General features: G+C 50.1%; 21 protein-coding genes. 6 read left to right on the top strand and 15 right to left on the bottom strand.

Annotated features, from left to right (window positions below):
* Positions 1 to 87 precede the first annotated feature (87 nt).
* Positions 88 to 885, bottom strand: coding sequence for a pimeloyl-ACP methyl ester esterase BioH (gene bioH / locus D0Y50_RS00505; RefSeq protein ID WP_232366367.1), 798 nt, complete (start codon positions 883 to 885; stop codon positions 88 to 90).
* 58 nt (positions 886 to 943) lie between these two features.
* Here bioH and D0Y50_RS00500 point away from each other — a divergent pair, with 58 nt between their 5' ends.
* Entirely contained in the window at positions 944 to 1,657 is a 714-nt protein-coding gene (locus tag D0Y50_RS00500) for a ComF family protein (protein WP_108567709.1), read from the top strand.
* On the opposite strand, the gene D0Y50_RS00495 is transcribed toward D0Y50_RS00500, so the two are convergent.
* On the bottom strand, positions 1,647 to 4,259 hold the full coding sequence (locus D0Y50_RS00495; RefSeq protein WP_117314968.1) for a M14 metallopeptidase family protein: 2,613 nt from the start codon (positions 4,257 to 4,259) through the stop codon (positions 1,647 to 1,649). The genes D0Y50_RS00500 and D0Y50_RS00495 overlap by 11 nt on opposite strands.
* Positions 4,260 to 4,389: 130 nt before the next feature.
* Here D0Y50_RS00495 and nfuA point away from each other — a divergent pair, with 130 nt between their 5' ends.
* Both nfuA and D0Y50_RS00485 read left to right on the top strand, forming a co-directional pair.
* On the top strand, positions 4,390 to 4,968 hold the full coding sequence (gene nfuA / locus D0Y50_RS00490) for a Fe-S biogenesis protein NfuA (RefSeq protein ID WP_108567707.1): 579 nt from the start codon (positions 4,390 to 4,392) through the stop codon (positions 4,966 to 4,968).
* Positions 4,969 to 4,998: 30 nt separating this feature from the next.
* The gene (locus D0Y50_RS00485; RefSeq protein ID WP_117314965.1) at positions 4,999 to 5,268 is read left to right on the top strand and encodes a hypothetical protein; all 270 of its coding nucleotides are present in this window, start codon (positions 4,999 to 5,001) and stop codon (positions 5,266 to 5,268) included.
* Here D0Y50_RS00485 and D0Y50_RS00480 read toward each other — a convergent pair.
* Positions 5,234 to 6,505: an MATE family efflux transporter gene (locus D0Y50_RS00480; protein ID WP_117318579.1), complete on the bottom strand. Its 1,272-nt coding sequence runs from the start codon at positions 6,503 to 6,505 to the stop codon at positions 5,234 to 5,236. The two genes, D0Y50_RS00485 and D0Y50_RS00480, sit on opposite strands and share 35 nt — an antisense overlap.
* Positions 6,506 to 6,613: 108 nt before the next feature.
* Here D0Y50_RS00480 and D0Y50_RS00475 point away from each other — a divergent pair, with 108 nt between their 5' ends.
* On the top strand, positions 6,614 to 7,708 hold the full coding sequence (locus D0Y50_RS00475; RefSeq protein ID WP_117318577.1) for a polysaccharide deacetylase family protein: 1,095 nt from the start codon (positions 6,614 to 6,616) through the stop codon (positions 7,706 to 7,708).
* Here D0Y50_RS00475 and D0Y50_RS00470 read toward each other — a convergent pair.
* From D0Y50_RS00470 to D0Y50_RS00445, 6 genes are read right to left on the bottom strand one after another with little or no spacing between them, the layout of a single operon-like run.
* The gene (locus D0Y50_RS00470) at positions 7,705 to 8,316 is read right to left on the bottom strand and encodes a GNAT family N-acetyltransferase (protein WP_108567705.1); all 612 of its coding nucleotides are present in this window, start codon (positions 8,314 to 8,316) and stop codon (positions 7,705 to 7,707) included. The two genes, D0Y50_RS00475 and D0Y50_RS00470, sit on opposite strands and share 4 nt — an antisense overlap.
* Positions 8,316 to 8,969 (bottom strand): SCO family protein, encoded by a 654-nt coding sequence (locus D0Y50_RS00465; protein WP_117314963.1) that lies wholly within the window; start codon positions 8,967 to 8,969, stop codon positions 8,316 to 8,318. The genes D0Y50_RS00470 and D0Y50_RS00465 overlap by 1 nt, the downstream gene beginning before the upstream one ends.
* Entirely contained in the window at positions 8,966 to 9,886 is a 921-nt protein-coding gene (cyoE, locus tag D0Y50_RS00460) for a heme o synthase (RefSeq protein WP_108567703.1), read from the bottom strand. Before cyoE ends, D0Y50_RS00465 begins: the two co-directional genes overlap by 4 nt.
* Positions 9,865 to 10,869 carry a COX15/CtaA family protein gene (locus D0Y50_RS00455; protein ID WP_117314961.1) on the bottom strand — a complete coding sequence of 335 codons (1,005 nt, stop codon included), beginning with the start codon at positions 10,867 to 10,869 and terminating at the stop codon, positions 9,865 to 9,867. The genes cyoE and D0Y50_RS00455 overlap by 22 nt, the downstream gene beginning before the upstream one ends.
* Before the next feature lie 12 nt (positions 10,870 to 10,881).
* The gene (locus tag D0Y50_RS00450; protein ID WP_117314959.1) at positions 10,882 to 11,472 is read right to left on the bottom strand and encodes a hypothetical protein; all 591 of its coding nucleotides are present in this window, start codon (positions 11,470 to 11,472) and stop codon (positions 10,882 to 10,884) included.
* Positions 11,450 to 12,172: an SURF1 family protein gene (locus D0Y50_RS00445; RefSeq protein WP_117314957.1), complete on the bottom strand. Its 723-nt coding sequence runs from the start codon at positions 12,170 to 12,172 to the stop codon at positions 11,450 to 11,452. The genes D0Y50_RS00450 and D0Y50_RS00445 overlap by 23 nt, the downstream gene beginning before the upstream one ends.
* A 36-nt stretch (positions 12,173 to 12,208) precedes the next feature.
* Between D0Y50_RS00445 and D0Y50_RS00440 the strand changes: the two genes are divergently transcribed.
* On the top strand, positions 12,209 to 12,418 hold the full coding sequence (locus D0Y50_RS00440; RefSeq protein ID WP_108567699.1) for a DUF2909 domain-containing protein: 210 nt from the start codon (positions 12,209 to 12,211) through the stop codon (positions 12,416 to 12,418).
* Between the two features lie 8 nt (positions 12,419 to 12,426).
* Here D0Y50_RS00440 and D0Y50_RS00435 read toward each other — a convergent pair whose 3' ends face one another.
* The 5 genes from D0Y50_RS00435 to lexA all read right to left on the bottom strand — a co-directional run bounded on the left by D0Y50_RS00435 (position 12,427) and on the right by lexA (position 18,100).
* A complete protein-coding gene (locus tag D0Y50_RS00435) occupies positions 12,427 to 13,305 on the bottom strand; it encodes a cytochrome c oxidase subunit 3 (protein WP_117314955.1) in 879 nt (292 codons plus the stop codon).
* A 36-nt stretch (positions 13,306 to 13,341) separates the two neighbouring features.
* The gene (locus D0Y50_RS00430) at positions 13,342 to 13,920 is read right to left on the bottom strand and encodes a cytochrome c oxidase assembly protein (protein ID WP_117314953.1); all 579 of its coding nucleotides are present in this window, start codon (positions 13,918 to 13,920) and stop codon (positions 13,342 to 13,344) included.
* A gap of 1 nt (position 13,921) precedes the next feature.
* A complete protein-coding gene (gene ctaD / locus D0Y50_RS00425; RefSeq protein WP_408640711.1) occupies positions 13,922 to 15,526 on the bottom strand; it encodes a cytochrome c oxidase subunit I in 1,605 nt (534 codons plus the stop codon).
* Between the two features lie 27 nt (positions 15,527 to 15,553).
* Positions 15,554 to 16,720 (bottom strand): cytochrome c oxidase subunit II, encoded by a 1,167-nt coding sequence (gene coxB, locus D0Y50_RS00420; RefSeq protein WP_456300103.1) that lies wholly within the window; start codon positions 16,718 to 16,720, stop codon positions 15,554 to 15,556.
* A 750-nt stretch (positions 16,721 to 17,470) separates the two neighbouring features.
* Complete coding sequence (gene lexA, locus D0Y50_RS00415) at positions 17,471 to 18,100, bottom strand: transcriptional repressor LexA (RefSeq protein ID WP_108567694.1); 630 nt, start codon at positions 18,098 to 18,100, stop codon at positions 17,471 to 17,473.
* A gap of 417 nt (positions 18,101 to 18,517) precedes the next feature.
* On the opposite strand from lexA, the gene D0Y50_RS00410 reads away from it, so the two are divergent.
* Entirely contained in the window at positions 18,518 to 19,201 is a 684-nt protein-coding gene (locus D0Y50_RS00410; protein WP_147318216.1) for a hypothetical protein, read from the top strand.
* A gap of 89 nt (positions 19,202 to 19,290) precedes the next feature.
* Here the strand turns inward: D0Y50_RS00410 and D0Y50_RS00405 are convergent, their stop codons facing one another.
* Positions 19,291 to 21,993, bottom strand: coding sequence for a UvrD-helicase domain-containing protein (locus tag D0Y50_RS00405; RefSeq protein WP_117314944.1), 2,703 nt, complete (start codon positions 21,991 to 21,993; stop codon positions 19,291 to 19,293).
* Positions 21,994 to 22,079: the final 86 nt, after the last annotated feature.

Here is a 22,079-nt window from a genome sequence, read left to right as displayed (position 1 = left end):
AACCACCTCTACCCTCTCATGGTTAATTATTGACCATAACAGGGCAAAAGTAAAAGTTTATCGGAGCCAGATATCCGCTTAGCAATCTCAGGCAGGCTGGTTCAGGATAAACTGGCGAATAATCTCTGCAGACTGGTTAGGATGTGAAATAAATGGCGCATGGGCTGCCTTGGATAGCACCACAGCATCAGATGCAGGCTGTAAAGCACAAACCATATCTATAGCGCTGGTGGGAACCAAACTGTCTAGCCGTCCATAAACTCGTAGCGTAGGCTGGCTAATACGCCCAATAGTGGTGCGTAAGTCCTCTTCTGACAGCAGCTTTAAGGCAGCTGCCAGGGCAACCTGGGACGGATTTGGATACGCAGTGACCTGACGTTTTATGGTTTTTATATCCTGCCGGGCGGTTTCGCTACCCATTGCCTGAATCGCTAAAAAACGCTCCAGGGTTTTGTGGTAGTCGCGGCATAACTCCTCTTCGAATTGGCTCAGCAGGTCTGCGGCAATGCCAGGCCAGCCGCCTCCGGCGATAAACCGCGGGGTTGAGGCTAAGGTAATTAAACCGGTAATCTGATCAGGCTTATCTACCGCCAGCTGTTGCGCGACAAGGCCGCCTAATGACCAGCCCGCGATAATACAGCGCTGGGGTAATACTTGGCCTATCATGTCGGCCAGGGCAGCAACCGTATAGGGGGCTGGCACTTGCTGGTGGTTTTCACCAAAGCCAGGCAAATCGATCGTGGTTACTCTGAAATCATTACTTAGCAAGGGTACAAATTCGGAGAATACGCCACTGTTCATCCCCCACCCATGCAGCAATACCAGGTCGATTCCTGTGCCATCTGTACGGGTGTATAAATCGGTCGGTCTGTTAGTCTCTACCACTCTACAAATTCCTTTGAATAAAGCTTGTCAAAGCGTATCGGTGAAAAGCGTCATTACGATGTCAGTGAAATTTTTTATTAAGGGCTGGTTATCGGCCGTCTCTCCCGTAACCGTATGTGCGTTATGCAAACAACCAAGCCTGGGTCCAGTCTGTGAATGGTGCAAAAATGATACCCAGTTTTTTTATGCTGATGCCCAGCCGCTAAATTTATTGCTAAGGCCTGCCATCGCGCGCCACCTTCGGCATACGGGCTACTCGCTATTACTGGCTTGCGGCTATTATGCCTGGCCATTTGATGAGATGGTGAGCCGGTTTAAGTTTAACGGCGATATGCGTTTGGCCACTATCCTGGGGCAATGGCTGGCCCAGAGCTGTAGCCAATTACCCACGGCCATGCAGCCAGAATTACTGTTGCCGGTGCCACTGCGTACCACCGGTTACTGGCAGCGCCAGTTTAACCAGGCCGAGGTACTGGCTAGCGTATTGGGCCGCGAACTGAGTATACCGGTATATCGTCAGTGGGCACGACGCCGCCGGGGTCTTTCGCAACATCGGCTCAACCGTTCAGCCCGCTTCACTAACCTGCGCCAAGCCTTTTCGATCAGTGAGTTGCCCAATGTTACCCGGGTAGCAATTGTAGATGACGTGGTGACCACCGGTTGTACTGCGGACGCCCTGGCCAATTTACTGCGCCGCGCCCACCCCCATTTACAGATACAGGTGTGGGCGCTGGCCGTGACCCCCGCGCCGGGGAAAAAAGCTAAGGTTTAAGGTGTACCGAATGATATAACGCGTTGCTCATTAATTTGTCAGTACCATACCAATAACCCCGAAAATGAATATTGTCGGTAAACCCGATAACTACCCCCTGGCCTAGCGGCTGGGCAACTATCGCTGCGCTGCCGCTGATCATTTTCACCAACTCCCGGGCGCTGAATCCAGCGACTAACGGCTGTGGCTGGTATACCGCAGGGGTAGTGAACACAGAATTATCACTTTTGACAATCATATTGGTGGTTTTAAATAACGCTAGTGTTTTACCTTCATAGCCGTAGAGCAACGGATGAGTAATATCGACATCCGCGTTATACACGGCGCCGGCAATTAGTTTTTTTGCATAGCGGGCTGATTTGTCGGCGAAGGTCAGCCCTTTTTTAGAAAACGCGTTATCTATCACTTCGCTTCTGACAATATCAATATCAAGCCACTGCTGTTTGTCGAAGAACCTTAATGCCGTACGCATCCCCACTAAAATGCCGCCTGCTCGCACCCACCGTTCAAGCTTTATCCGGGTATTTTCAGATAGCCCGCTGTAATTACCGCTGGCCAGAATAATATGCGTGTAGTTACTTAACTTGGTGGCGCCAAGCCGCTGTTGTTCCACAATCGAGGCCGCCAGGCCTACCCGGGTATCTAAATAATGCCACACCTCGCCCACTTCGTATTCGCGGGTGCCTACCCCCCCCACAATCATTACTTTCGGCGGAGTGACATTGAGCATATCCCGGCTGCCGATATCCGGCCCGGCGGAAGTATGTCCACTGGCCAGCGAATACACCGCCACATTATGGGTTTTGCTCGCCGTACGCAAAAGCGAGGTGAGCTGCGCCGGTTGTGCTAGAGGGGTAGGTATAATCATGGTGCCCGCAGCAAAACGATGCGAGCCGCCACGGCTTAACGTTGCCGTAAACGAGGCCGGAGCCGACCGCACACTGACCTTTTCGTCTAACAACTGTTGTACCAGGGCTGGCGCGTAATAGTCATGCCATTCAATGGCATAGGCATAAGCCTGGTCGGCAACCTCCGGCAAGGTTGTCGGGGCCGGGGCCGAGCCTACTGACACTTTGCGGCGTTGCCCCTTTTCCACTACTCCGTAGGCCAGATTGAAGGCCAGCGGCAAGTTCCAGTTTGAAACATCGTAAAAGGTATTGTCAGCAAATGACTGCCGGGTAGAAAACAAGGAATTTACCAATCGATAAGCAGGCTGATCCGCCGGAATAAAAATCGCTTGCCCAGCACGGTAGTTCGTGGAATCTACGCGCATATCCTCGTTCAGCCATTGGAAGGCAATACGGTGCTGCTTAAGTAACGTTAGCATCGCATTAAAGCGGCCGGTATCAGCATCACGCGCGATAACATAGCCATAATTGTCGTCATCACTAATAAGCTGGCGGGTGTCCTCGGCAAACTCTTTTTGGTAAGTCAGTAACGCCGGTTTGTTGGCCAGGGCGCCGGCAAAGGTACTTAAGGTTGTGGTGATCTGGTTGGCGATTGTATCGCTAAAAGCCAACGGCCCGTTAAGGGTATCCTGCAGATGACCACGGCTACTGGCTTGTTCAAATAAGATTCCAATACTACCCAGAGAATCCGGGTAAGACGACCCTTTGCCGTAATAAAAATCGTCAAAGCCTTCTTCCGAGAAATACAGCTGCCCGGCATTATCCAGGGCCTTTATATGATGCTTGGCTAGCGCTTCGGTCAGGGTAACATTGCCGTTTGGAGTATGAGGGTTTTTACGGCTGGGCACGCCCGGCTGAAAAAAATAGGTACTGTCGGGGCCCATTTCATGGAAATCGGTCAGGATATGAGGGCGCCAGCGGTGAAACTGATTAATTCGGGCTCGTGATTCAGGATGAGCCAGTAACAGCCAGTCCCGGTTTAAATCAAACCAGTAGTGGTTAGTACGCCCCGACGGCCAACCCTCGCGGTGCTCACGGTGTGCAGGATCCGCCACCAGATTTTGCCCTTTATGCATATTTGCCCATTGTGCAAACCGGGATAACCCATCAGGGTTGAAAGCAGGGTCTAACAGCACAATATTATTCTGTAACAAGGCATCGATACGCTCGCTTTGGCCTGCCGCCAGATAATAGGCAATCAGCAGCGCCGCATTGGCCCCTGACGGCTCGTTACCATGAATGCTATAGCCCATGTACATTATCAAAGGTGCGTCGTGCGGTTCCGGGCTGCCGCTCGCTACTGCCTGCAAATGTTGTTGGCGCAGCGTAGCCAGCTTCGGTTGATTAGCCGCCGCGGTGATGGTTAACAACATTAAGGGTCGGTTTTCATGGGTACGACCGGTTTGGGTAAGGCTAATCCGATCGGACAAGCTGGCCAGTAAGGTCATATAACCAACAATCTGGTCATGGCGAACGTGCCACTGGCCAACATTCGCCCCAAGATAGGCTTCAGGGGTCGGGATAGCAGGGTTATAACGAGTATCCGCCGGTAGAAACTGAGCGGCGGTACGCCCTTCAAGAGTAGATTTAGCCTGCGCTTGGTCAGGTGTTAAGACAAGTATAAACAGTGACAAAAGGAGTAGCGGGACGGATTGCAAGTTTTTAAGGCCGGTCAGCGCAACGCACTTACGCATAAATCAAATTTCCATATATCGTTGTGAAGCTAAATTAACCCGATAGTAAAATGCCATCAATACTTGACTGTTTTACTCAGGTAAATTTGTTATTATAACGCCCAAATACGATTCAACGCAGGACATAGTAATGATCACTATATCAGAAGAAGCTCAGGCTCATTTTGCAAAATTACTGGAGAAACAGGAATCCGGCACTAATATCCGTGTATTCGTCGTAAACCCAGGAACCTCTTCAGCTGAATGCGGTGTCTCCTACTGCCCGCCTAATGCGGTTGAAGATAACGATATGCGTTTTGAATTCAATGGCTTTGGTGCTGTGGTAGATGAAGAAAGCGCCCCCTATCTGGAAGAAGCTGAAATAGATTATGTTACCGACCAGATGGGCTCTCAGCTGACTTTGAAAGCACCGAATGCAAAAGCCCGCAAGGTTGCTGACGATGCACCGTTGGTAGAGCGGGTAACCTATATGATTGAGGCGGAAATCAATCCACAGCTGGCCAGCCATGGTGGTAAGGTTATGTTGGCTGAAATCACTGAAGATGGCTACGCCGTACTGCAGTTTGGTGGTGGTTGTAATGGTTGTTCAATGGTCGACGTTACGCTCAAAGAAGGTATCGAGAAGCAGATGATCGAACAATTTGCTGGTGAGCTTAAAGGCGTAAAAGATGCCACTGAGCACCAAGCTGGGGAACATTCTTATTACTAAGCATAATGTAGCCAGCTAACAGGCTATAGTGTGAATAAGTCTGACGACAACACGCCGCCACTGCTATCCGCAAGATTTTCTTTGCCGGTAAGCTGGCGGCGTTTTAAGTGGGGCCTGGCGCTGTTTATGGTAGGTGCAGCGCTGCTGATTTTGGGGGGCTACCTCCACCCGATAATGAAGTGGGCCAGTATTACCATTTTGCTATTAGGGTTTAGCCTGGCTATGGCAGGCTATGCGGGTATTTTCTGGCACCGTATTCGCGGGCTTAATCCGCGGCGATCACGGCGCGGCGATGATTGAGGATCCACAATACGGCGGCCATCGTTATGCCCCGCGCCAGTAAAAACGCCAGCAATGCATACCACAGGGCTGGATTCCCCGCCTCTCTGCACCACCACCATACCGGAAAGAACACGCCCAGCGCGCTGATTATCATGGTATCGCGCATAGCCTGTGAACGGGTAAGCCCCACAAATACCCCATCAAATAAAAAGCACCAGTGCCCTACCAGCGGCAATATGATCATCAAAGGCAAATAAGAGAGTGCGGCTTGATAAAGGCCAGGCAAATCGGTTAACAAGCCGATAATAGCAGGCCCGCCTTGCCAAAATATGAGCCCATAACACGCAGCAAAGGCGCTGGACCAAATCAGGCCGCGTCGGGTATGGGCCATGACCGCGGCGCGATTTTTGTTCCCCGCCGCTTCACCCACCAAGGCCTCAACCGCATACGCAATACCATCTAAACCCAGTGCAATTAGTACAAAAAACTGCATGAGTACTGCATTAATGGCTGCTGCTGTTGCTCCGTAACGGGCGCCTTGAAGGGTCAAAAAGGCCAGGCATAGCTGTAACGCCAGGTTACGCAGCAACATATCACTGTTTAGTTTTAGTAAAATACGGCGGGCGGCAGCGTTGAACCAGTGCCATTGCACCGGTTCAAAACCAACTATTTTCAACGCGACTAAGACGCCCGCCCCCGCCATAAAGACCTCGGCAATAACACTGGCCAGGGCAACCCCCTGTACAGACATACCCAGCCCCAGCACAAACCATAAATCAAGCACACCATTGATAAGATTGCCGGCAATCTGAATAAACATCACGGCCCGGGTGCGCTGTTGTCCGACCAACCAGCCTACCAGAACTAAATTCAATAGCGCGGCGGGAGCGCCCCACACCCGAACGTCGAAGTAAGCAGTTACGTACCCGGCAACCTCTGGCGATGGGTCAGCCAGTGATAAACCAGCGTACAGCACGGGCCACTGTAAAAGCACTAATGCCCCACCCAGCAGTAGCGCCAGGCCCATGGCCTGATACAATACGCGGGCAGGTTCGTAAGAATTAGGCGCCTGACCTCGGGCTTGCGCACTGAGCCCGGTAGTAGACATACGTAAAAAGCCGCAAACCCAGTATATTTGGGTTAGGATCAGCGCGGCTATTGAAGCGCCCGCCAGCATGGCGGCTGAGTCCATATGGCCCATCACCGCAGTATCCACTAAGCCCAGCAGTGGTGTGGTAATATTGGCCAGAATCATTGGCAAGGCGAGCGCCAGCAAATGCTGATGCGCTTTAATACCGTTCATTTGAGTAGTGTTTGTCACAACATTTAATGTAGTTTTAAAGGAGTTGCCGTGCAGTTTATCATGAGAAAGTGGGGAATAACCCGGCTGTTACCCACCCCGGTGACGTGTGCTGTGTTAGTTAGCATGTTGCTGTGTATACAATCTGCATGGGCGTGCACCATACCGGCGAATTGCGGCGCGCCTATATTGTTGTACCATCACGTGTCTGATAAAACCCCGGCCAGTACCAGCATCAGCCCTGACCAATTTGAACAGCACATGGCGTTTATTGATAAGCACTATACGGTCATTCCCTTACCCGAACTCGTATCAGCCCTGCAAAATAAAAAGCCGCTACCGGATAATGCCCTGGCCATTACCTTTGACGATGGTTATAAAAATATTCTGCAAAACGGCCACCCTGTTTTACAAAAATACCGTTTCCCCTATACCGTGTTTATTAATCCGGCTGAAATTGGGCAGCGCGGCGATCAGCTCACCTGGGAAGAGGTAGACAAAATGCAGAGCGAAGGGGTGTTGTTTGCCAATCATACGCTGAACCATTTACATATGTTAAACCGCGCAGAAGGCGAATCTGAAAAGCAGTGGCTGGACCGGGTCTGGCACAATGTGACGCAGGCTGAGGCTCAAATAGAGCAACACACAGGTACGTCACTTAAATATCTGGCGTACCCTTTTGGCGAATATAACCAGAGCTTGTCGGCGCAATTACGCAAAGCAGGCTATGTCGGATTCGGCCAGCATTCTGGGGCAGCGGGATGGTACAGTGATATCACCGCCCTACCGCGTTTCCCGGCGGCCGGCCCATATGCAGCGCTATCGAGCCTGAAAACCAAGATGGCGAGTTTGGCCATGCCAGTTACTCATACCACCAGTAGTGAGCCACAACGAAATGGTGCTGCGGCCCCTGGCAAACTAACATTAACGATTGAGGGTGAAGATGTGCGCCTGAGTCAGGCTAGCTGTTATTTTCAGGGTAGTCAGGCTAACACTACCGTACAGGACCAGCAGTTAAGCGTGACGCTGGATAAAACCCTGCCGGTCGGACGCTCCAGAGTAAACTGTACCGCTCCATCAACTAAGCACAGTGGTCGTTATTACTGGTATTCCCAACCCTTTTTCGTGGCTGACAAAAATGGCAACTATCCCGATTAGGGTTTGGCTGGGGGCGTGAGGGTTTTCCCCATTTGCACAAAAGAGGCGATCTGCTCACGTTCAACAAAGCCTTTAGCGCGGTAGAATGCCCGCGCCACGTGGTTATTAACATGCACGTCAAGCACTAAGGCCGTTTTTGCTAGCCGATGCGCCATATTTTCAGCGTGAGTTAACAATTGACCACCCACCCCCGTTCGCTGCAAATGAGTGCTAACCGCCAGATGCCCTATACCCAACTCATAGGTGGCGGGCGGATGCAGGCTGGCTGTGAGTTGCTGGCTTTGTAATACCACCTCCATAGCCTGCTCAAGCCCAAAAAAATGGGTAATCGACAATAACGTTTGACGGTCAAAGTCGGCTGGCAGTGTGTTATGCCAGCAGGTGATCAGCCCAACAATTTGATGGTTATATTCCGCTACCCAGTGGTTTTTAAAGCCATATTGGCCCGCTTCCTGCTGCCATGCATACCGTAAAAAATCCGTAGTGCGGGCTATTTCGCCTTGGCCAAATATTGCCACTAGCAAGCCTTCTCCTGCGCTGAGCAGTAACGGAACTGCCTGGTCTGCATCTTCGTTCGCGGCAGGCCGAATCAACGCTTTATTCAGCATTAATGGGCGGCCACGATAGCCGGCATATCGGCGATGATATGGGCTGGGTCGACCACCGTTAAAGCCCCTGGTATAGCATCTGGCTTAAACCGCCCCACCACCTCAGCCTTGGGCGATACCACAACAATAGACGCGCTATGGTCGACCAGATAATCGGGTTGATCAGTACTTTCGCTCATGGCATAGACCAATCCAAAGCTGCGTACCAAGCCAAAAAGTTGCCCATGGTCGCCGGTAGCAGCAATAAAATCGTCATTGAAATACTGTTTGTAACTACGTAGCCGTGCGGGGGTATCGCGTTTAGGGTCTACTGATAAGAACATTATTTTTATGGGATATTCGGTGGGGATTTGCTGCAATTGGGGGTAAATACGGTTTAGTCCCGCCATAGTCGTTGGGCAGACATCAGGACAATACGTATAGCCCAGAAAAATCACTGTCCATTGATCGCGCAGCGTGGCATTGGTAACGGGTTCGCCACCTGCTTCGGTTAAACGAAATGACGGTAAACCACGCGGTGCAGGGTACGTCTGGAAATACGTGGTAGCCGGTCCCTGGGGGTTAACGTCGGGCGGGGCAATCGTTACCGCTGCCCAAATACCGCCGATAAAGGCGACAATAAGTACCAGCCCAATTAAAGAATGTTGTTTCATAGAGTAACAGGCAAATAATGGTCAATTAGCAGAACCACAAACAATACCATGAGATGCACGATAGAAAACCGGAATGTTTTCATTGCCCAGCGTTCATCATTAGAAAATTTAAGCTGCCAGGCATACCAGATAAACATCAAATTAAGCACACTGGAACCAAGCAAATAAATAAGATGCGACATCCCGACCAGATAAGGTAAAAACCCGACCAGCGCTAATAGTGCGGTATATCCCAATACCCAGGTTTTAGTAAACGCCACCCCGTGCGTGACGGGCAACATAGGAATATTAGCGTTGGCATATTCGCGCCGACGATGGATAGCCAGGGCCCAAAAATGTGGTGGCGTCCACGTAAAAACCAGCAGCACCAATAACAAGGCATGAGGGTGTACAGCGCCGGTTACCGCCGTCCAGCCCAATAAAGGGGGCGCGGCACCGGCTAAGCCCCCTATAACAATATTTTGTGGGGTAGCACGCTTTAAAAATAAGGTGTAGATCCCCGCATAGCCTACTAGCGAGCCTAAGGTAAGTAACGCGGTTAACGGGTTTACCCAAAGGCTAAGGCACACATATCCCAGCGTGCCCAACACGGTAGCAAAACCGAGCGCCTGGGTTATGCCAATTCGGCCTTTGGCTACCGGGCGGTTGTAGGTTCGTGCCATCATACTGTCAATACGGCGGTCAACCACATGGTTGATAACTGCCGCGCTACTAGCTAACAGCCCAATTCCGAACAGGCCGGCGATAAGTATGCGTGCCTCTACCAAGTTTGGGGTGGCCATACACATGCCTACCAGCGCGGTCAGCAATAGCAACATAACCACTTTTGGTTTAGTCAGTTCGTAATATTGGCGCCATAAGGCTGGGCCCGCACTTTGCTGGGCTGTAGAATGGGTTAGCGTGACCGGTTTAGCCATGTGGTACCCCCTTCCAGATGTGACAACTGGTAAATTATCCATACCATCACCAGTAACAAGCAAGCTGCGACAAAATTATGCGCTACCGCCACCGTGAGAGGCAAGCTCATCACTACATTGCTGATGCCCAGTAATACCTGGGCACTAAGCACGACAATAAGCGCCGCGCCAGCGGTGTTCATTAGTTTTGAACCGGTGCGTAATAACCATATACCTAATGTAAGTAGGTATACGAAGGTCACTAAGGCCCCTGCGCGGTGAATAATGTGCATCGTCATTCTTTCTGAATAGCCATGTACCCCAAACTCATAATTTGCTGCCACCGGTACGGTATATGCGCCGGGTAAGTCTATCTGAGTCCACCATTGGCCTTCGCATACCGGAAAATTGGTGCACGCCAGCGCCGCATAATTAGCCGATGTCCAGCCGCCTAGCGCTATCTGACACCCCAGAATAAACATACCAACAAACGCAAAACCTAATAATCGCCGGGCTGATTTTAGCCGGTCTCGGCAGGTAATTGGGTTTACCCGCAGGTGCATAACAAACAGGCAGGCTAAAACACCAAAACCGCCCATCAAATGCCCCATAACCGCTACGGGCAACAAGTTCAAGGTGACGGTCCACATTCCCAGGGCAGCCTGAAATACCACTAAAACACATAAAAATAGGGGCAACCCCAAGGGCATGCGGGGGTCACGTTTGATGGCGGCCCAAGCCGCAATTGAAAAAATCAGCAGGCCTAATGTGCCGGCGAAATAACGATGGATCATCTCGCTCCATGCTTTGCTTGCTTCTACCGGACGTGCGGGAAAGGCGGCATTGGCCGCGGCCACTTTATCTGTAGAGGCTGGCACAAACAGCTCACCATAACACCCTGGCCAGTCAGGACAGCCTAATCCAGCATCGGTAAGCCGTGTATAAGCGCCAAGCACAATCACTATTACTGCCAACATCAAACTGCAAAAAATGAGTTTTTTCATATACCGCTCCCGTTAGCCTATACGCGACAATTTAAGAAGCTTACGAACATCAGCCAGAATGTCTCTGCTGTTCATAATGGCTTGCTGACGGTCATCGCTAACGGGGTAGCGCAGCATGGCATTATTCATTGTGTCTACCAGATAAATAGCGCTGGTTACTGAGGAGGCGACCGGCCGATGCGCATCTATCTGGCTACCGGTCACGCTGGCCTGCCTTGGGGGCGAGGGAAGTACCTCCACTGAATTTTGTTGCTTTAATCTGGCTATCGCTTTGGCATCACTTGAAGCGGTATAAATGACAGTGGGCTGGGCCCGGTCTGCTTCTTTACCCAACGCGTGCCATACCTGCTGAATACTGTAGAGGGCATTTTCACAGGTATTATCGCAGTGGGCAGGAAGCTGATAAACCAGACGCCACTTAGGAGACTGACGCACCAAATATACAGAAAAATCCTGTACCGGTTGGAGTAGTTCACCTTTGTTGGTGGCCGCTCGGGTAAACCATTGATTGTCCAGAGCCAATTTGGCCAGCACTACGGGTAAAACGAAAATAGCAAATACCGTTAATAGGGTAATTTGCTTATTTTTTTTGCGTTCTGACATAGCCTTTCCCTCGCACAAAGAAAACAATGAATGCCACTACAGTTGCGGCAACCGCCAGCCCAAACCATTGAACTGCATAACCTAAATGTTTTTCCGGCGGCATCACCACCGCTTGCCAGTTACGGATGAACCCAGGCGGCGCCGGCCCGGTCAGTTGCACCACAAACGGTAGCAGTGGCTCGTTAATGATTTTGCTCACCCGGGGAATATCCAGTTGCTGTAGCAGTAACTGCTGATTACTGATATGCCTCGCCGTTTCGCGAATAATCGGGTTATCCGATGGTATGGCGATGGTACCGGTAGCGTGTTGTAGCGCTGCGGGTAAATTGACCGAAGGTAATGTGGCACGCGAGGCGGTGCCCGGTACCCAACCAAAGTTCACTAAAACTAACCCTTGTGCGGTGCTTAGCGGTGCCACCACCTGATAGCCCACCCGGCCATTTTCAATCTGGTTATCGATATAGATGCGCAACCGGTGATGCAGGAAGCCGCTAACAACTACCGGGTAATCTCTGGGGTCATCAGCCAGCGTAGCGACCGCCGACAAAGAAAGGGGGCCATGGTGTTTTTTTTGCGCTATGCTAGCCAAACGCTGCTCTTTTTCGTGCATACGTTCAAGTTGCCATACCCCGAGCCGAACCATTACGGCAATGGCTATAATAGCGATACCTATAGCAACCAGAAATCGTATTCGCCCCATGTGCAGCCGCCGTCCTGAGTTAATTAAGGAGTTGCTGTGATTATCAAAATTATTCTTGTTGGGCTGCTGATTTACATGGTGGTAAACCTGTTTCTGGCAATGCGTATCATGCTTAAAGACACCCCGCCCGATAAGCCCATGAGCAAATACATCGGCCGCCGGGTACTCACTTCCGTGTGTATTGTGCTGATAATTCTGATCGCGATGGCTACCGGGCTTATTCATCCTAACCCCCGTCCTTATTAGCGTGGCGGTTACAGAATATAGACAAACAAAAACAACATTACCCACACCACATCAACAAAGTGCCAATACCAACTTCCTGCCTGGAAGGCGAAATGGTTATCCGGGGTAAAATGACCTTTCACAATTCGGCCAAATAGCACCATTAGAATCAATGTACCCAATGTCACATGCATACCGTGAAAGCCCGTTAGCATGAAAAAGGTGTTGCCATAAATGCCGGATTGCAGCGTCAGGCCGAGCTCTTTGTAAGCATGGATATATTCTTCAACCTGCAAGGTTAAGAAGGTGCACCCAAGTAGTATCGTCAGACCCAGCATCCACGTGAGTTGCTTGCGTTTGTTTTGTTCTAACCCGACGTGGGCAAAGTGCAAGGTAACCGAGGATATCAGCAGAATAATAGTATTAATCGTGGGTAAGCCAGCGGGCCCCATTTGCTGAGTGGTAGTCCCATTAGGGGTAGATAATAGCGGCCACATAGCCTGAAATTGTGGCCATAGCACCGTGTTGGTCATCTCGTTATTCGAAGCTCCGCCTAGCCAGGGGACTGAAATGAGGCGGGCATAAAACAGTGCGCCAAAGAATGCCCCAAAAAACATAACTTCAGAAAAAATAAACCAACTCATACCTTGCCGGTATGAACGCCCTAGCTGAGCACTGTAAAAGCCTGACATTGACTCATCTATTTGATTTTTGAACCAGCCTACCAGCATGACCAATAGTGCGACAATGCCCGCGCCTAAGATGAGTGAACCATAGCCATCGGCTTCTTTCGTGGTATCGATGACCATATTGCCGGCCCCCACGGCGATAAGAAACAACGCCACTGCACCCACAATGGGCCAGGGGCTTTGCGCGGGTACATAATATTTTTCGTAAGGCTGTTGCATGACTTTCTCCTGTGGCCAAACGCTTAGCAATCTCGGCTAACCGCCGGACCGTTGTAGATATGGGTTATCATTCACATCCATGGTGGCGGCCCGGGCCGTCACATCAAACAAAGTGTATTGCACGGTAAAAAAAGTGATGTCTTCAGGCAGCTGTGGGTCAACGTAAAACGACATGGGCATCAAAGCTTCCCCGCCGGCTGACAGCGGTTGTTGGTTAAAACAAAAACATTCTGTTTTGTTTAAATACAAGGCTGCGTGGCCTGGCGATACAGAGGGTATAGCCTGCGCTACGTAGTCAGTACGCATGGGGTTTCTGACGTAAAACTGCACGGTGTTAAGCTCACCCGGGTGAACCTTAATACGCTTCGTTTTAGCCTGAAATTCCCATGGCATGCCCGTATGGGTGCGGGTAAGGAATTCCACGGTAATGGTGCGTGACTTATCAATGGTACTGGGTTGATACACGGCCGCTGTGTTGGCCGTCTTGCCATTAATACCCGTGACATCGCAAAACACGTCATATAGCGGCACCAGGGCAAAGCCAAAGCCAAACATACCAAACACAATTACCACCAATCTGATGACCATTGTGTTGTTAGTCACCCCGCTGGCCATACTATTTCACCACCGGCGGGGTTTCGAAGGTATGGTAGGGTGCCGGAGAGGGAATTTCCCACTCTAGCCCATGCGCACCATCCCATACCTGGTCAGACACAGGCTCACCCTGCTTGCGGCACGCCTGGATTACTACGGTTAAAAAGATAAGCTGTGATAAACCAAAGGCAAAGCCACCAATACTGATCCATTGGTTAAAGTCAGCAAACTGCAAAGAATAATCCGGGATACGACGAGGCATGCCCGCCAGCCCAACAAAGTGCATGGGGAAAAACAATACATTTACCGATACCAGTGAACACCAGAAATGCCATTTAGCCAGCGTAATATTGAACATACGACCGGTCCATTTCGGTAGCCAGTAATACACTGCTGCCATAATCGAGAAAATAGCGCCGGTAACCAGCACATAATGGAAGTGGGCCACCACAAAATAGGTGTCGTGATACTGAAAATCTACCGGCGTAATGGCCAGCATCAACCCCGATAACCCCCCAATGGTAAATAGTACGATAAAGGCTAGAGCAAAAAGCATAGGCACTTCAAAGCTCATTGACCCGCGCCACATTGTGGCTACCCAGTTAAATACCTTCACCCCGGTGGGCACGGATATCAGCATGGTGGCAAACATGAAGAACATTTCCATGTAAACCGGCATGCCTGTGGTAAACATATGGTGGGCCCATACAATAAACGACAGCAGAGCAATAGAGGCAGTGGCGTACACCATCGAGGCGTAGCCAAACAAGGGCTTCCTGGCAAAGGTGGGAATGATCTGCGAGATAATACCGAATGCCGGTAAAATCATAATGTAAACTTCCGGATGCCCGAAAAACCAGAATATATGCTGGAACATAACCGGATCGCCGCCGCCCGCCGCATCAAAAAAGCTGGTTCCGAAGAATTTGTCGGTTAATACCATGGTGACGGCACCCGCCAAAACCGGCATTACTGCGATCAATAGAAAAGCAGTGATCAGCCATGTCCACACAAACAACGGCATTTTCATCCAGGTCATGCCTGGAGCCCGCATATTGAATATGGTTACGATCACATTGATCGCGCCCATTATCGATGAGATCCCCATAATATGGACTGAAAATACAAATAAAGCTGTGCTGTCATTGCTGTAGGTGGTCGACAATGGTGCGTAGAATGTCCAGCCAAAGGCCGGGCCGCCGCCTTCCATAAATAGCGATCCCAACAAAATGGCAAAAGCAAACGGCAGGATCCAAAAACTCCAGTTGTTCATTCTGGGTAATGCCATATCTGGCGCGCCGATCATCATAGGGATCAGCCAGTTGGCCAGGCCGGTAAAGGCGGGCATTACCGCCCCGAAGACCATGATTAGCCCGTGAACTGTCGTCATCTGATTAAAGAAATTTGGCTCTACAATCTGTAACCCCGGCTGAAATAATTCAGCCCGGATAACCATTGCCATTGCTCCGCCTACCAAAAACATAATGAAAGCAAACCACAGGTACAAGGTGCCTATATCTTTATGATTAGTGGTAAGTACCCATCGCATCAGGCCTTTAGGAATATGATGTTCGTGGTGCTCGTGTGAAACCGTGTCATCAGCAAGTGTGGCATCATGGGATGTCATTTGTGCGGGTTTGGTCATGATGTCCTCCTATTGTCCCTGAATGAATGCGTTGACGTCTTTGGGCTGAACCAGTTCTTCAGTGTTGTTACCCCAGGCGTTACGCTCGTATGTAATCACTGCAGCCAGTTCACGCAAACTCAGCATTTTGCCAAAGGCCTGCATGGCGGTACCGGTTTTACCATTAACCACAATGTCGATATGACCCTGCATATCTTCAGTTGCCAATTTGCTGCCTTTGAGGGCGGGGAAAGCACCTTTTAAGCCTTCACCATTTGGCATATGGCACGCCGCGCAGGTGGCGGTATATACTTTCTTACCCTCACTCATAAGCTCTTCCATGCTCATACTCATGGCCAGTAAACGCTGCTCTTCAGCTTTCGCTTCACGCTGCATTTTTTCTTGTTCGCCCATCCAGACGGCAAAGTCTTCCGGCGCTTTTGCAATAACCACAATAGGCATAAACCCGTGGTCTTTGCCGCATAGCTCAGCACATTGACCCCGATATAACCCTGGCTCATTAACCTTGGTCCAGGCTTCATTAATAAAGCCCGGGTTTGCATCTTTCTTAACGGCAAAATCCGGCACCCACCACGAGTGGATGACATCATCAGAGGTGATCAGAAATCGTACTTTCTGCCCCGTTGGAATCACTAAAGGCCGGTCGACCTCCAGTAAATAGTTCTCGCCCTTTTCGTATCGATTACTGATTTGCTCGCGTTGCGTTGCCATCAATGAATAGAACGAAACATCCGAGTCCATATACTTGTAGTGCCACTTCCATTGTGAGCCGGTGACCAATACGGTCATATCTGGCTCACTGGTGTCTTCCATTGCAATAAGCGTTTGGGCAGCGGGAAATGCCATAAATATCAGGATAAGAAAAGGCACTACCGTCCAGGCAATTTCAACTTTTACGTTTTCATGAAAGGTAGCCGGGGTGGCACCGCGCGAACGCCGATGCAAATAAATGGAAATAAACATAGCGCCAAACACCACTACGGCGATGACCACACATATGGTAAACATCAGCATATGCAGGTCATAGACCTGACCACTGATATCAGTAACACCCTTGCGAAGATTTAGTGTTGCAGCATCACCGGTAGCCTGTTGTGCAGCAAATGCATGTGAAAATGCAGCGGTGGTTGCCAGCGTCCCCAAAACCATCAATACGATATTTGCGAGCTTCTTCACTCAACACCTCCGTGATGGACGAATCCTGGAAGCCTGCCTGCCAACCATAGACCCGCGTTGTTACGACTAATTCCGTTATAGATGTATTATGTAATTGTTATTCTTATGTTAATAACAGTATAAGAATTAAACACTTTTAACCTTGAGTCTAGTCTTTTGATAAAAAATTATACAATTTTTTGGCAAGTCGCTGATTCAGGGCAAGACTTTTCAAAGCCAGCAACCAGCTAATTTGGTGGGGTGGAGAGAGGCTATACAGCCGATGAAAACGGTGGCAACAGAGACTATAGCCGTAGACAAGATAACGCCTTTACAGGCGAAGCACTAAAAAATCAAAATGGCAGATAATTACTAATCAGCACAGGGGCTATTCATCGCAAGGTAAACGCTTGATAGCAAAAGGGGTATAGCGGTAGAAGGGTATAAAATGCCCGCCTGGATAATAAAAGCGTCTGCACCGCGGCTGTGTGAACATGCCGTGAGCATCCGGTAAACCAGCGCGCTATTAGAAAATGATAAACGTCATCGTGCTGATTTGAGTAAGCAGTGTGGTTACACACATTTTTTTCCGGTAAGCGCGCCTAATTACGGCATATGTAGCAATAGAAGGGGGGGTAAAACGGGTAGGTTTTAAGAATAGTCAATACACGCAATGTAAAGCTACCAACATCAGCGGTAATGAAAAAGTTACCGCAGGCAACAATTATTGCCAACATTCGCTTCAGGAATGCTGGCAATGTGCTTTTTACATCACATCCAGTCAGCGTTACGAATAACACCCACTGCTAAGCCTTCGATAGTAAAAGGCTGGGCCGACAAATCCACTTTAATTGGTGCAAATTCGTCATTTTCTGCATGCAGTAACACTTCATGACCGCGCTTTTCGAAGCGTTTAACAGTGACATCATCTTCCACCCTGGCAACCACCACCTGGCCATTATGCACATCCGTAGTACGGTGTACGGCCAATAAGTCACCATCTAAAATACCAATATCTTTCATACTCATGCCATCTACCCGCAACAAAAAGTCGGCGTGAGGACGAAACAAGGCAGGATCGACCTGATAGTGGCTTTCTATATGCTCCTGCGCCAGGATGGGTTCACCGGCAGCGACCCGCCCAATCAAAGGCAAACCCGTTTCTTCATTCGCGGCTTCATCTTCAAGCGGTGTTGTTAAGCGGATACCACGGGAGGTGCCGGGCAAAATTTCAATCACACCTTTGCGAGCCAAAGCTTTTAGATGTTCTTCAGCTGCATTGGCAGATTTGAACCCAAGATGCTGGGCGATCTCAGCCCGCGTAGGAGGCATACCCGTGTCCCGCATATTGGATTTAATAAGCTCAAGTACTTCTGTCTGTCGGGGGGTTAGTGGACGCATAAACAGCCTGGGTTTTCATACAGTTAACTGTGAGTATATACAGTTGGCCACATTTCGCAAGCGTTAACGCGCGGAAAATAACAGGTTTATGAACAGGTAGCACTAGCATGCCTAAAGCACTTTGGTAGGTAAACTCGTAAAGCCTATCTTTGTGGTCATGCTCGGGATGTCGAACTTGCTGGGCCGAATCAATTTAATCTTGTACCTTACCATCTAACTGTATCGAGCAATAGACTGGCCAGCGTGGTGACCGGTAATAATGCCGGTAGCCCCGCTTGATCACCCGGCCAAAGGTAGTATCGCTGGCCTGGGTCGATTATGATGCGAGTATTGGAAATATCCCCTATATTCAAAACGCCGTACGTGCACAGCCATGTGTGGTATTTTTTTCACAACCAGCGGGCTCGCTTAGTTACTATGAATTTTCAACTCAGGTTTATTGCGGTGGCGTTATCAATCTTCTCCAATGCCAGCTTTGCTATGCAGGCTGGCAGCTACTACTACGTTATCTCTGAGCAATGTAAAGCGGTAGGTTTGAGTGATGAACAGCACACAAAGCTGACGCCCGATGTCATGCTGTTCGAAGTAACGCCAGCCGGCATCAGCGATTATGCAGTAACCATGAATACCGCCGCCCTGACTGACTACACTGAGCAAGGCCAGCAGTTACTAAGTGCGTGGGAAAATGAACAGGTCTACACAGTGGGCCAGGCCGCGAACCCGGCACACAGTTATCACGACTTTTTACTGCAAAAAGAAACCCTTAGTTATACTCAACTGGCGCGCACGCTGAACTTGTTTTCGCAGGCGCAGAGCGCGCGAGGGCATTTTTTTAAACAGTTGTTGAAAATTGACGCTGATAGCGCGCGATTTAAGGCCGTAACCCGGGTGAGATTATTCGACGAAGGTTATCAGAATCGGTTATTTTTAAAGCAGTATGTGTCGGAGTATTTTTTACTCGACGAGAACAACAAACCGCGCCAGCCGGCCGTTATAACGGTGAATCATCGCGCCGCACTTACCAACGACCTTCATCGCCCCGGGCAACCTTGGTTTAGCAGTACCCAACAAGGGGCATGTGGCGAACGGCCGTCTTTCTAGTTATTGCCCTAACCGGCCGCTGGCACAAGCCTGTTTAGCGCTGACGTTTATTAAATACCGGTTTTTTTAAATCAAACTACCTGGCTCAATCAGCAAGCTGGATTGCGGCAGAGCCAGCCGTTACCGGTATTAATGGCAGGCGCACTGCAAGTCTTGCACATTCGGGGCTTACTACTGCACCCAGGCTGAGCACTACACTGATAATATTCGCCATACTGACCTTTGCGCTTTTTGTAATAACCACTGTCGCAGGACGGGCACTTATACACGGCGCGAAAAGCCTCGGTGAAGGTGTCACTGGCGATATTGACCTGATAAGACGGTTCGGTAAGCTCAGTAATAAATGCAGACGGCGCCAGCGGATCAGCAATAATGTAGCATTTGTGCCGCGCCCGGGTTAGCGCAACATAAAAAAGCCGACGCTCTTCAGCATAGGCAAATTCATCCTGCGCAGGTAGCAGTGCCTCTAACAAGATATCGGCTTTGTTCTGGCTGGGGAAACCGAGCTTGCCGTGGTTAAAGCCCAGCAATATACAGTGGTCAGCTTCCAGTCCTTTAGCGCCGTGAAAGGTCCAGTAGAACAAATTGTCCTGACTCAATGGCTGTAAAGTGGTGCGTGCATCTTCCAGTAAAAAACGATAACGCGCCATAATTGCTATAGAATCGCCGGGCGACTTTTTGCGTATAGCAGCCACAATATGTTTAGCCCGCTGGGTGGCATCCTGCTGGCCATAGACCAAATCATCCAGTAAGTATATTTGCGCTTCATCTACCTGCTCATGCGCGTCTACGCGTTTTTTATATTGGTATGGATTTGCCATAACAAACTGCCCGGCCGTATGCGCTATACTGCTGTTATAGCGAAATGTTTTTTCCAACCGGGTTACAGTATGGCTGCCGACGTAGCGCTCGAATTCGGTAGTCAGGGCAAGCTTACCGCCGGAAAAACGATAAATTGCCTGCCAGTCGTCCCCCACCGCGGTCAAGATCGGGGCCGGTCCCTGTTCCAGTAAACTTTTCAGTAGCGCCATTCGGGAGGTTGAAATATCCTGGAACTCATCAACCAAAATATGCCGATAACCGGGCTTCCACTGGGCATTTTCCACACACGTTGTGGCCCGACTTATCATGTCATCAAAGTCAATGGCTTGCTGGACGCTAAGTTCATTTTGATAGGCTCGATGAAAATGCGCTAATACCTGGGCATATAGCTCAGCGTTAATAACCCCATGTTGCTGTAACCGCGTAGCAATAGCTGTTTCATCCAGCTGCTCCATCCGAATGGCCTGCAGACAACTTAAAAAGCGCTGAGCCGCCAACTCCAGTGCGTTTTGCTCTTCAAGCCGGGCAATAATGTCGGCCTTATCGCGGGCCTGTAGCCTTATTCCGGCTTTGCTGAGCTGGGTTTTCAAGACGCTGGTTAATTGTCCTTCACTCCACTGGTAATGGAAGGTTTCGATGAGGGTCGCCTGCTCCGCCCGATACCATTTGCGGGTTTCACTTAGCAACCTGAGGTACGCTGCTTTCTCTACCCCCGGTTGCGGCTGCTGGTGTCGGTCCAGCGTATGATGTACCAGGTACACCTGGGTGCCGGTAATCTGAAAGTCGACGGGGGCAATCGCGCTATTTGCTGGCGGACCGGGAGCGTAGGTATAGTCTATACCCTGCATATAAAGCCAGTTGGCAATCAGTAGCGCCTGATAGCCCTTAACCCGCTCGCCCTGTAGGGAACGGTATTCTGTATCGCGCAGGTAAGCTTCATAGTGCGCCGGACTATCGAACCGAAAAGGGTCTACCGGTTGATACAACATCTGCATGAAGGTATGCAGTTGTTGGTCGCTATGAGCGATGTCCTGTTTTAGCCATTCTGTTGCCCATTCTTCCAACGCTTGTTTGTTATGGGTAAAGACCGATAGCGCGGGGGTAATACCACTTTGGTGTAGAATATGACGCCCTAAAGCGTGAAATGTCATTACTGCTGGGCGCCCCTCGCAGGGCACGCCAGTATCGGTGGCACGTTGCTGGATGCGCGCTTTTAATTCAGCTGCCGCAGCACTATTGTAGGCCAAAATTAAAATTTGCGACGGGTGGGCCTGTCCGGTTGCCAATAAGCTCAGCGCCTTGCCGACCATTACCGATGTTTTACCGGTCCCGGCCGCAGCCAGTACTAAATTGTGGTCGTTATTGCGTATCACGGCCTGGCGCTGCGCCAGGGTCAGTGGGTTCGCTTCTACATTATCTAAAAAATGGCGCTGGGCTTCTAGCTGCAGTGTTTCATAGCGCGCTCTCAGGGCCTCAGCATAGTGGCCCAGCGGGTTCACTTGCTGCAACTTGTGCAGCGTTTGTATTGAGGCAGCATCTAAGGGTTTATCGGCCGGCCATGTCTCACTATATAATGCAACCATTTGGGCTATCCGGGCAGATAGTGGCGCTATGTGGCTGTCGCGTAAATAGCTACTGCCGGCTTGGGTAATAAACTGTAAATGGGTTTGTTTTATCCGTTGTGGCGCGGCCTCGATAAGCGTTTTTACTACTTGCTGATGTAAGCTGGCGAGCATTTTTTTGGGTAACAACCGAACCGTTAGTTCGCGTGCATGACTGTATATATGCCATCGAGCGCTAAACCAACCTTCTTTGTATTCCGGCAATGCAGATAATTCATCGGCAGTCAGCGTAACAGCATTACGGCCTTGCCCAATCACGATAGTGTCATGATACAAACGAACTGATTTGAGGCCCAATAGCCGCCCAAATAATGTCGGATGGCAGACCGACTCTTGAAACACCATCATTTATTTCCTTAGCGCAACCTTTAAAGCTGTAGGCATCTGCGGTGCCCAACCCGGGAATATTATGCTATTTACGCTGCCGGCGCATT

This window comes from Salinimonas sediminis, from assembly GCF_003429285.1.
Lineage (GTDB): Bacteria > Pseudomonadota > Gammaproteobacteria > Enterobacterales > Alteromonadaceae > Alteromonas > Alteromonas indica.
Note: the sequence above shows the minus strand (reverse complement) of the source record. Positions and strands in the feature narration are given on the sequence as shown.